Genomic DNA, 12,753 nt, shown 5'->3' on the forward strand with positions numbered 1-12,753 from the left:
GGGATTTTATGACTAATTTAATGCACAGGTCAGCAGATTTTGCTGTATATTAAAATAAGGGATTTAACCAGCTTATAATCAATATTTTAATATAAAATATAAATTTTTGGCAATAAAAAATTACCATATTGTTCCTGCAGATATAGATGGGTAAATGGTTAAAACAGGTGTTTGTCATGAACAGGGATCATTTAATACAAAAATACTGTCACTAAAAATTGCCTGTATGCCACATCTTTATTAATATTGTGTTCAATATGTTTACAATAAAATTTTTGAAAGTTTTCAGTTTTCTTAAAACTTATAGAATATTATTCCTTCTGTTTTTCCTTGTTTTTTCTTCCTGTAAAGAATCTCAGAAAACTTCTGACAGAATCAGTATCGGATTTTCACAGGGCCTGGGAAATCATCCGTGGAGACAGGCAATGAACCATTCTATGGAAATACAGGCATCGCTTCATTCTGAAGTAGAGCTGAATATACAGAAAGCAGAAAGTTCTGTCAGCAAGCAGGTTCAGGATATTCAAAAAATGATTGACCGTAACGTCGATGTGATTATCATCTCACCGATTGATCCCCAATCCCTGGTTCCGGTAGTGGAAAAAGCGGCTGCCAAAAATATTCCGGTTATTTTGCTCGACAGGAAGATCAATTCAGAAAAATATACGACTTATATCGGTGCCGATAACGTGGAAATTGGCAAAGAAGCGGCCCATTACATTCTTTCAGATTCCAAAAATGATAAAAAAGTAATCGAAATAAGAGGCGATGACCACTCTTCCCCAACCATAGAAAGAAGTCTCGGCTTTCAGGAAATCATCAGAAATAATCCCAACACAGATCTGATCAGAACTTTTAAAGGCCTTCCGGCAGAGGCTTTCCGGAAAACGCTTGATTCCCTGGGAAATCAAAGTCTGTATGTTTTTGCCTTTAATGATGAGCTTGCTGCCAATGCGTGGCAGGTGGCACGAAATACAGGTTTGGAAAATCAGATCAAATTTATCGGCGTTGACGGACTGAATACAAAAGAAGGCGGAATCCAGATGGTTCTGGACGGAAAGCTGAACGCCACTTTATTGTATCCGACTGGCGGAGCAGAAGCCATCGAGACGGCGATTAAGGTTTATAACGGGGTTGCCGTTCCCAAACGCATCAAGCTCAGCACAACGATCATCGACCGGATGAATGCGGAAATTATGCGCAATCAGTTTGATAAAATCATCGAACAGCAGGGTGTCATAGAAAATCAGGTACAGGCGGTTAAAAAGCAGATCGCGCTTTATTCTTCACAAAAAGAATTGTTCCGCTGGTCTGTCGTATTATTGATATTGATGTTTTGCCTGGTTGCCTATGCTATTTACCTTATTTATGCGATCAAGATAAAAAATAAACAGCTTACCCTGACCAACGAGAGAATTACCATTCAGAGAAACCAGATTGAAACCATTGCCAATGAGTTGAAAGACAGTAACGAAGCGAGGGTTAATTTTTTCACGGGATTGTCTCACGAATTTAAAACACCCATCACACTTATCCTCAGTTCATTGGAATCTTTGATGGATTCCGGAAAATCTAAGGGGACTAAACCATCTTATGAGTTGGAGCTGATCAATAAAAATTCCAACCGATTATTGCGATTGGTGGATAACCTGCTGGATTTTAGAAAAATAGAAAATCAAACGTTCAACCTAAGGGTTTCCAAAACGAATATTTACGATTTTACGTATGCCATTTTCCGTGATTTTGAAAATGAAGCGAAGAAAAGAAATATCAGATTTGAAATTCATTCACAAAATAAAAATCTTGAGCTTTATATCGACAGAAACCTGATGGATAAAGTCTATTTTAACCTTTTATCCAATGCTTTCAAATTTACGCCGGACAATGGAAAGATTGAAATCACGATTCAGGAAAAGGGAAATCAGGCAGTGATCAGCTTTAAAGATAACGGAATCGGAATTCCAGAAAAAGAAATCAGCAATGTCTTCGAGGCGTATTTCAAAGGTTCCAACAACAGAAAAAACAGTTCAGGTATCGGGCTTCATCTCAGCAGACAGTTTATTGAGCTTCATCTGGGGAAGATAGAAGTAAGCTCTTTTCAGGGAACGGAATTTACCCTCAGCCTTTATAAGGGAAACAAGCATTTCAATGAAGATCAAATGGTGAAAGAACCCAGTCTCGCAGGTGCTGAAAGTCTGGCAAAAGATGCCGTTTTTACAGGATTAGAAGACGGGATGGTTACCCAAAATCAGGAATCTCAGGGCGAACGTTATTCACTTCTTTTGGTGGAGGATAATTCGGATTTGTCTTTCTTTTTAAGCAAAAAGCTTCAGTATGAGTTTGAGGTGATGGTTTCTGACGGTACGGATGCGATTGATAAAGCTTTAATTGAAATTCCGGATATTATTGTTTGCGATGTCAATCTTCCGGACAAAAATGGTTTTGAAATCTGTGAAATCCTGAAAAACGATCTTCGTACATCCCATATACCGGTCATTCTTCTGACTGCTCTTGACAATAAAGAATCTTACCTGCAAGGCCTGAAATCCGGTGTTGACCTTTATCTCACAAAACCATTCAGTTACCCGATTCTGATACAGTCGCTGCGTGCTCTGCTTTACAACCGTGAAAAACTGCGTTATTACTATACAAACAATATCGGCAGAATTGTCGACAGCAAGTCTTTCGGGAGCATAGAGCAGACGTTTGTGAACAATCTGAACCATCTCATCAAAACCAATATCGACAATGCTGATTTTTCAGTAGAAAATCTTGCAGACCTACTCAATATCTCAAGAATTCAGCTGTATAGAAAGATAAAAGCAATGTTTGATGTGAACGTGAGCGATTATATCAACAATTTCCGTCTGGAACAGGCCAAGTCAATGCTGCAAAATCCTGAACTGACGATTTCTGAGATTGCCTACAAAACCGGTTTTTCTTCCCCGAATTATTTCTCCACCGTTTTCAAGAATAAGTTTGGCGTATCCCCGAATGCTTTTAGGAAATCTGCAGGCAAGGAGTGATAAAAATACGGGATCAAATGATTATCTATTTAAATATAAGAGTATCGTGACAAAATAGGAAGCTTAATTTTATATTTAAAACCAATTTTCACCTCTGATATTTTTACCCTATTCGGCAGCAGCAAATCGAGCCGCTGCTTTTTTCTTACACTTTCTTAACATCGTAACTCCATCCGGAAGAATAAACAGCTTTCTGAATGATTTATGATTCCTAAAATTTTCTGATCCTAAAACCGGACACCTTGATCCGTTTTTCGGTTAAAATTTTCATAATATGAATTGTTCTTAAACCTTAAAGACGCCAAAACACATGTAACATTTTTATAAAACAATGTAACATTTTTGTAACCTGATGAAATTTTAATAAAATAATTTAAGTTTAATTTGCTGATTTTTAATTTGTTGTAATTAATTAACAAATAATTAACCTTGCTGAAATATTTAGTTACATAATTAAACCTAAGGATTGCCGCCCCTGGATATATTAGCCACAAACAAATAAATATTTTTAACAGATGAATAAAATTCTTATGTGGTCTATTACGGCAGCTTTGGCAGGATTTCTTTTTGGTTTCGATGTCGTAGTGATTTCCGGTGCAGATAAAAAACTGCAGGCACTCTGGGGCAGCTCAGATGCATTTCACGGAGCGGTCGTGATGGGAATGGCATTGTGGGGTACCGTGATAGGCGCCATTTTCGGCGGAATACCAACCAATACATTAGGGAGGAAAAAAACGCTTTTAATCATTGGTATTTTATATGCGTTTTCTGCGATAGGAACAGCCCTTTCCAATGATCCTTATCTGTTTGCATTTTTCAGGTTTATGGGTGGTCTGGGCGTTGGTGCTTCTACGATTGCTGCACCGGCTTATATTTCAGAGATTGCGCCTGCAAAAGACCGTGGCAGAATGGTTTCCCTGTATCAGTTCAATATTGTTCTGGGGATTCTGATTGCATTTTTATCAAATTATTTATTAAGCGGTATTGGTGATAACGACTGGAGATGGATGCTTGGCGTTCAGGCCATTCCTGCAGCTATTTATACATTATGTGTTCTCACCATTCCTGAAAGTCCGAGATGGCTGGTTTCCCAATCCAGAATAGAAGAAGCAAAAAAAGTAATGAAAATCCTGAGTCCGGATCAGGATTCCGATACCTTGATCACGCAGATGGAAGATGACCACGCAGAATCGCCAAAGGAAAATATCTTTATGAAAAAATACCGTTTTCCGCTGATGCTGGCTTTTCTCGTAGCCTTTTTCAATCAGATGTCTGGGATTAACGCATTCCTGTATTATGCACCAAGGATTTTTGGTGAAGCCGGTTTAGGCGAAAAAACAGCATTGCTCAGCAGTATCGGGATCGGTGTCGTGAATATGGTTTTCACTTTGGTCGGGGTCAACCTCATTGATAAAGTCGGAAGAAGAACATTGATGTATTTGGGTTCCGTAGGGTATATCATTTCTTTAGGACTCGTTTCTATGGCATTTTATTTCCATTGGTCGGGATTGGCGATTCCAATTTTCCTTTTTCTGTTTATAGCTTCTCACGCGATTGGTCAGGGAACGGTGATCTGGGTATTTATTTCGGAGATTTTTCCGAATCATCTCCGGGCATCAGGACAGGCTTTCGGAAGTACCACACACTGGCTTTTGGCAGCAATCATCCCATCATTGATTCCTACCTTATTTTCAACGATCGGAGCAGGGACCGTATTTTTGGTCTTTACCGTTGCGATGGTGTTCCAATTATTATTCGTGATGTTTATGATGCCGGAAACCAAAGGTATATCACTTGAAAAATTAAGCAAAACACTGACGAAATAGATTTAAAAGATCATTATAATCATCAGAAAGAACACTTATATCAACTGAATAATGTGTCTTTAAAATAATTCAAAAATTTCCTATTAATAATCATAATGAAGAAAATCATATCAACTTTAATCATCGCTGCCACGTTTTATTCCGGGCTCAACGCACAGTCGGATTCGAAAACGTCTGAAGAGCAGCTTTACAGACCCAACTATCACTTCACTCCTCAAAAAGGCTGGATGAATGACCCGAACGGCCTGTTTTATCTCAACGGAACGTATCACTTATTTTTCCAGTATACACCGTTTCAGAGCGTGCCGGATTTTGCTAAGATGCATTGGGGACACGCCATCAGCAAAGATCTTATCAAATGGGAAGAATTGCCTCCTGCAATTGCCTATGACGAGAAGGGCGCCATATTCTCAGGAAGTGCTGTTGTGGATAAGGATAATACATCAGGTTTTGGCGATGGGAAAAATGTTCCGTTGGTAGCGATTTTTACGTACCACAATATGAAAAAAGAGCAAGCCGGAGAAATTGACGCACAGTCTCAGGCAATCGCCTATTCTTTAGATAACGGAAAAACCTGGACCAAATACAGTAACAATCCGGTATTGAAAAATCCGGGGATCAAAGATTTCCGGGATCCGAAAGTTTTCTGGGATGCCAAAAGAAAACAATGGGTGATGGGATTGGCGGTACAGGACCGGCAGCATTTTTATGCCTCAAAAAACCTGAAAGACTGGACTTTCCTTTCAGAATTTGGTAAAGATTTCGGCGGACACGGCGGCGTTTGGGAATGTCCGGATCTTTTTCCGATCAAGGTAGAAGGAACCAATGAAGAAAAATGGGTGCTTATTGTTAACATCAATCCTGGTGGTCCGAACGGAGGCTCTGCCGCTCAGTATTTTGTAGGTGATTTTGACGGAAAAACCTTCAAAATGGATGATATTTTTACAAAGCAGCTCGAAAAAGAAAAAGTGGTCTGGCTGGATTGGGGACGCGATAATTATGCGAGCGTCTCTTTTGATAACGTTCCTGATAACAAAAGAGTCATTATCGGATGGATGTCGAACTGGGATTATTCACCAAATGTGCCTACGGAAAAATGGAGAGGAAGTTCGACTATTCCCCGTGAAGTGATTTTGAAAAGGTCAAAAGATGGTTACACTCTGAAAAATATTCCTGTTTCCCAGCTTAAAAATTACGAAGGAAAGGCAGTTAAAAAAGAAATTAACCTTGGTTCTGATCAAAAGCTCATCGGCAAAGGAGAAATAGATCTTTCCAAAACAGTTATAGATGTTGATCTCAAAAAAATGACCAAAGGAGTGTATACTTTTGCTTTGAAAAATTCACTGGGAGAACAAGTGATTTTCGGAATTGATAATAATAAAAAGGAACTGTTTATTGACCGTACCCAATCAGGAAAAACCGATTTCAAGAACAATTTTGCAGACCGGATTTCAAAAGCGCCATTATCAAAAAGCTACCAAAATGCAACGCTTAAAATGGTATTGGATAAAACTTCCATCGAAATGTTCTTCAATAACGGTGAAAAGGTTATGACCGAAATTTTCTTCCCTAATAAAAACTTCTCGGAACTGAGCTTATCCACAGATACCAAAGGAAGTACCGTGAACTTCAATGCTCATCAGATTAATATTAAATAAAAAACTATACTATGAAGAAATACAAAATAGCCATCGCCTTTTGCCTTCTGCCTTTTTCGTATGTATTTGCGCAGGAAGTCATTAAAGGTAAGGTGGTTTCCTCAAATCAGAAACCGTTGAGCGGTGTTGTTGTAACCGTTTCGGAAACCGGAGCCAATACCACCACAGACAGCAGTGGCGCATTTCAGATCAATGACCTGCAAAAAGGCAATACTTTAATTTTTACGTATCCGGATTATTCCACCCGTGAAGTGGTGGTGGATGAAAAGACGGTTCTTAACATCGTTTTAGCAACAGAGAAAATAAAAAGCATCGATGAGGTGATCGTAACCGGATATACCAAGCAGAAAAAAGCAGACATTACGGGTGCAGTTTCCGTGGTGGATATGAAAGACCTGAACAAGCAGGCTGAACCCAATCCGATCAAAGCTTTGCAGGGAAGGGTAGCGGGGGTTAACATCACAGCCGACGGATCTCCTTCGGGCGGTAATACAAAAGTCCTGATTCGTGGGGTTGGAACATTGAACAATACAGATCCACTGTACGTAATAGACGGTGTTCCCACAAAAGCCGGGATGCACGAGCTTAACCCAAGTGACATCGAAACGATGCAGGTGCTGAAAGATGCATCTTCAGCAAGTATCTACGGTTCACGGGCTGGCAATGGTGTTATCATTATCACTACCAAAAAAGGAAAAAAAGGAAAGATGAGAATCGACCTCAATTATTATACGGCGTATTCACAATATGCAAAGAAAACAGAGGTTCTGAATGCAAAACAATTCGGACAGGTTCTTTGGCAGGCGAATATCAATGACGGACTGAACCCGAATAGCAACAATTTGAGCTACAGTTTTGACTGGGGTGTTCAGAATGGTATCCCAACTTTGTACAACAGCTATGTTCCGGAATATCTGGATGCCGGAAAAACGATGAAATCAGCCAATACCAACTGGTACGATGAGGTTTCTCAGACCGGGGTTGCCAATTCGCTGGATGTATCTGCTTCGAGTGCTTCGGACAAAGGGTCTTACTTTTTCTCAATGGGATATTACAATAATGACGGAATCGTGAAACTGACCAATTTCAAAAGATTATCTGCCCGTGTCAATACTTCTTATAACTTTTTCGACGGAAAACTAAAAATCGGAGAAAATTTCACCTTCAATAAAACCAATGAACTAATGGATCCCGGCGTTTTGGATCCTGCTTTACGTGCTTTGCCCATCATTCCGGTTCATACTGTTGACGGAATTGGTTGGGGCGGTCCTCCGGTCGGCGGAATGAATGATAGGCAAAATCCTGTCAGACTTTTGGAATACAATAAAGACAACGGCTACCAATACCAAAGGTTCTTCGGAAATGTATATGCCGAATTGCAGCCTGTAAAAAATCTGACCTTAAAATCCAGTTTCGGAATCGATCTTTCCAATTATTACAAAAGAATGCTGCAAAGAAGCTATGTTTCAGGCCGTCTGCATAACGAAACCAATGCAGTGAACATCGACCAGTCAGACACCGAAAAATGGACGTGGTCAAATACCGCGCAATACACCGCAAAAGCAGGAAAACATCATTTTGATCTTTTAGGAGGGATGGAAATGTACAAGGATACCTATAAAAATACCTGGCTGAGAAAAGAAGGATTCCTGATAGAAACACCGGATTATATGTATCCAGAGGCGGGAACCGGAGACGCTTTCAACGGCGGAAGTTCCACCTATTACAGCCTGATGTCTTACTTCGGAAAATTTTCCTACGATTATGACAACCGCTACCTTTTCTCTGCAACCATGCGTTATGACGGCTCTTCAAGATTCGGTAAAAATAACCGTTTCGGAACCTTTCCTGCATTCTCGGCAGGATGGAGAATCAATAAAGAACATTTTGCAGAAAATCTGATCCCGTTTTTCTCAGATTTAAGATTAAGAGCAGGTTGGGGACAGACCGGGAATCAGGAAATCAGCAATTCGGCGGTTTATTCACTGTATATAGCAAACTATGCAGGCGGCAATCCAACGTGGGCAACATCTTACGGTGCGGCTTATGATATTTCCGGTGTTGGAAGCGGATTACTGCCATCAGGATTTATCGCAACTCAGACAAAGAATGATGACCTGAGATGGGAAACCACCACGCAGACCAATCTCGGTCTGGATTTCGGATTCTTTAATCAAAAACTTACTGGTAGTATTGATGTTTATAAAAAAGCAACAAAAGACATTCTGGTATCGCCGCCTTATCTTGCGGTGATCGGAGAAGGAGGAAATCGATGGGTTAATGGTGCATCGATGGAGAATAAAGGGATTGAAGTTGCATTGTCTTATCAGAATGAAACTGCTGGAGGTTTCCGCTACGAAGTTTCAGGAAACATCTCGATGAACCGTAACAAAATTACCGAACTTCCGCAATCTGTTGTCAACAATTACGGCGGAAACGGAACAACAGATAATATTCTGGGACGTCCCTTTAACTCAATGTACGGTTATGTTGCAGACGGAATTTTCAGGACTCAGGCAGAGGTGGATAATTCTGCAAGTCAATCGGGGGGTGAAGGTTTGGGAAGAATTCGCTATGCAGATTTAAATGGTGACGGTATCATTAATGAAAAAGACAGAACGTGGATTGGCAATCCGAATCCGGGATTTATGTACGGGATCAACCTCAACTTTTCATATAAAAACTTTGATCTTTCGACATTCTGGCAGGGCATCGGTGATGTAGATGTCATTAATTCAAAAAAATACCAGACTGATTTCTGGAGCGTGGATGATGTAGGTTCCAATAAAGGGACAAGGCTTCTGAATGCGTGGTCGCCGCAGAATCCCAATTCGGATATTCCTGCGCTTACAACAGTGGACAGCAATGCAGAATCCAGATTCTCATCGTATTATGTAGAAAGCGGAAGTTATCTGAAGCTGAGGGTTTTACAGTTGGGCTACACGTTCCCGAAATATTTAATGGAACAATATCACATCGTTAATTTCAGGATGTATGCAAGTGTTCAGAATCTTTGGACGATAAAATCAAAAAGCTTTACAGGAATAGATCCTGAAACACCGGCATTCGGTTATCCGTTGCCGCTGACGTTCAATTTCGGAGTTAATTTTTCCCTATAATTTTTAAATGATAAAAAAATGAAAAATAATATACTTTTGACAATAGCTTTTGCCTTTTTGCTGGGAACGACTTCCTGCAATGATTTTCTGGACAATGAGCCGAGAGGCGTCCTGTCGGAAGCCGATGTGGTAACGCCCCAGAATGTGGATGGCTTTGTGGTTGCAGCGTATGCATCTCTCGGAAACGACCATTATGATACCCCTTTCAGCCTTTGGCCGTATGGAAACGTCCGTTCTGATGATGCGTACAAAGGAGGAAGCGGAACCAATGATATCCAGACCTTTCACTTTTTTGAAATTTCAAACAATATCCGTTCGGATTTTGGTGAATTAGACCGATTATGGTATCTCAATTATGTGGGGATTTCCAGATGTAACAAAGCGATTGCCGCACTTAAGCAGCTTTCAGATGCCGAATATCCGAACAAACAAAAGCGGATTGCCGAGATGAGTTTCGTAAGAGGACATTACTACTTTTTACTGAAAACGTTATTTAAATATGTGCCTTATGTCGATGAAAATACACCAATTGAGGATTATCCTAAAATCTCCAACAGGGCAAAGAACGACCAGCAACTTTGGGAAGCCATTGCTTCTAATTTTGAATTCGCAGCCGCTAATCTGCCTGCAACACAGCCGGAAGTCGGAAGACCAAAGAAAAGTGCAGCCTATGCTTATCTTGCTAAGGTAAGGCTGTATCAGGCATATGAGCAGGATGATAACTATACGGTAACGCAGGTAAATCCGATCACGCTGCAGAAATCTATTGATGCTGCCAATCAGGTGATCGGAAATTACACTTTGGAGCCGGATTTTGGATATAATTTCCTGCCCGGAACACACGAAAACGGTCCGGAGGCCGTCTTTTCCATTCAATATTCTGACAATGACGGAACGCTTTTCGGAAGGCTTAATTTCGGCGATATGCTTTCTGTGCCGCAAGGTCTGGGATGCTGTGATTTTCATAAGCCAAGCCAGAATCTGGTCAACGCATTCAAAACGACACCGCAGGGATTACCGATGTTCGATACTTTTAACGATACAGATCTTAATTACAACCAGCTGAACAGTTACAAAGTAGATCCCAGATTATATCACACCGTTGCTTTGCCCGGACTGCCTTGGAAATACGAAGAAAACAAAATCTTTCAGGAAAGCTGGAGCAGAAGCCCCGGAACTTACGGGTATTATTCTTCATTGAAGGAAAATGTACCTGTAGGATGCGGCTGTACCGTGAATGTAGACCCTTTCTACGGAAATTCCAAAAACAGAATTATCATCCGTTATTCTGATGTTTTGCTGATGAAAGCCGAAGCCTTAATTGAACTCGGACAAATCAACGAAGCATTGCCATTAATCAATCAGGTGAGACAGAGAGCGGCCAATAGTACTGTTTTGACTGGAAGCTACACTACCAACAATCTGATCAGCCAATATGAGCCGGGCGTGAACTGTACCTGGAACCAGGATTTTGCAAGAAAAGCGTTGCGATGGGAGAGAAGAATGGAGTTTGCCATGGAAGGAAGCCGTTTCTTCGACCTTGTGAGATGGGGAACTACAGCAGGAACAATGAATACCTATTATTCCGGTGAAAAAACAAAACGGTCTTACTATTCTCAGGCAGGATTTGACCACGGGATTGAAGAATACTGCCCGATTCCTTTGTCACAGATTAATTTCAGCCAGGGACTGTACCAACAAAATAACGGATACTAAAACAAGATACAAATGAAAACGATATTTAAAAAAATTCACATGATCATCATTCTGCTGATGTCCGCGGCTTTTATCTGGTCTTGCGACAGTCAGATGGATGATGGGCTTGTTACAGATGTTTCAGTCAATATTTCTTCTTTCAGCGTGAATAGTGTTTCTGGGGAAATTGATCATAAGAATGATAAAATCACCGTCACGCTTCCTTACGGAACAAGTGTAAAGACATTGGCTCCGGTCATTGAAATTCCGCAGGGTGCAATAGTTTCGCCGGCATCAGGAGCAACGGTTGATTTTTCACAGCCGGTTAAATTCAAAGTAAAAAATGGCAATATTTATAAAGATTATCAGGTCACTGTAAAAGCTCAGGATCCGATTATCAGCTTTAAAATCAACGGATTGTCTGCTACTATCAATAATCCGGGCAAAACCATTTCTCTTACAGTGCCGGAAGGAACAAATCTTACCGCATTGCAGCCAATCATAGAAACCGGAAATGGTGTCAGCATCAATCCTGCATCGGGAACAACTATTAACTTTACCAGTCCGGTTTCGTTTACTGTTTCTAATGGCAGTCTTACGGAAGTGTATACAGCTAAGGTAACAACACCTGTTTCCGGACCGTCCGTTGCATTCCTTGGAACGGCTGCTACAAGAACAGGATTGATAAATCCGGATGAGATTGCAGCTTCTGACTGGCTTTTCGGAAAATATTCAGGGGCAGTGTACGTTTCGGTTGCTGATATTGCAAGTGGTGCGACAAACCTGCAAAATATTGATGTGATCTGGTGGCATTTCGACTCGGCTACCGCTCTACCGGGCGATGCGCTGAATACAAATGTAACTTCCAAAATCAAAACCTATCTTAATGGCGGAGGAAATATTTTGCTAACAAGCTTTGCTGCACAATATGTTGACGCTCTGGGAATAGTTCCTGCAGGCAAAGGACCGAATAATGTTTTCGGAGATTTTCTTCCGAACGGATTTACAGATACAGGAAGTGATTGGGGAATCTCTTTCAAAGGATATGAGAATCACCCGGTTTTCGATGGTCTTCAGACGTACGAATCCGGCAAAGCGAATCTGCTTGAGAAAGGTACATTCCGTCTGAATCATACGGCCTGGTGGTTCCTTCCGGATTGGGGTGGATACGTCAATGGTGCCGGCTGGAGAAGCCAGACGGGTGGTAATAATATTGCCAGTGAAGCTTGGGACAATACTTTGGACGGACGTGTTGCCATTGCTGAATTTCCCGGTGGAACGGCCAACAAAAAATGTATGGTTATCTGTACAGGTGCCTACGACTGGTACAATGAAACTGCGAACGGAAACCCAAGCCAGCCCAACTCGTTTCAGGATAATATCAAAAAGATGACAGAGAACAGTCTCAATTATCTTGTAAACCATTAAT

6 protein-coding genes are annotated in these 12,753 nt (G+C 40.9%); all 6 read left to right on the forward strand.

Features of this window, described 5'->3' with window-relative positions:
• Positions 1-257 precede the first annotated feature (257 nt).
• The 6 genes from H561_RS0120580 to H561_RS0120610 all read left to right on the forward strand — a co-directional run bounded on the left by H561_RS0120580 (position 258) and on the right by H561_RS0120610 (position 12,752).
• Positions 258-3,026 carry a substrate-binding domain-containing protein gene (locus H561_RS0120580; RefSeq protein ID WP_051349477.1) on the forward strand — a complete coding sequence of 923 codons (2,769 nt, stop codon included), beginning with the start codon at positions 258-260 and terminating at the stop codon, positions 3,024-3,026.
• Between the two features lie 515 nt (positions 3,027-3,541).
• Positions 3,542-4,852, forward strand: coding sequence for a sugar porter family MFS transporter (locus H561_RS0120590; protein ID WP_027388672.1), 1,311 nt, complete (start codon positions 3,542-3,544; stop codon positions 4,850-4,852).
• A gap of 95 nt (positions 4,853-4,947) precedes the next feature.
• Complete coding sequence (locus H561_RS0120595) at positions 4,948-6,510, forward strand: glycoside hydrolase family 32 protein (RefSeq protein WP_027388673.1); 1,563 nt, start codon at positions 4,948-4,950, stop codon at positions 6,508-6,510.
• Between the two features lie 11 nt (positions 6,511-6,521).
• The gene (locus H561_RS0120600; protein ID WP_081411709.1) at positions 6,522-9,629 is read left to right on the forward strand and encodes a SusC/RagA family TonB-linked outer membrane protein; all 3,108 of its coding nucleotides are present in this window, start codon (positions 6,522-6,524) and stop codon (positions 9,627-9,629) included.
• Between the two features lie 18 nt (positions 9,630-9,647).
• Entirely contained in the window at positions 9,648-11,345 is a 1,698-nt protein-coding gene (locus H561_RS0120605) for a RagB/SusD family nutrient uptake outer membrane protein (protein WP_027388675.1), read from the forward strand.
• 12 nt (positions 11,346-11,357) lie between these two features.
• Positions 11,358-12,752, forward strand: a complete 1,395-nt coding sequence (locus tag H561_RS0120610; protein ID WP_051349478.1) for a DUF4960 domain-containing protein — start codon at positions 11,358-11,360, stop codon at positions 12,750-12,752.
• Position 12,753: the final 1 nt, after the last annotated feature.

Origin of the sequence: Chryseobacterium gregarium DSM 19109 (genome assembly GCF_000430845.1) — a bacterium.
GTDB classification, from domain to species: domain Bacteria; phylum Bacteroidota; class Bacteroidia; order Flavobacteriales; family Weeksellaceae; genus Chryseobacterium; species Chryseobacterium gregarium.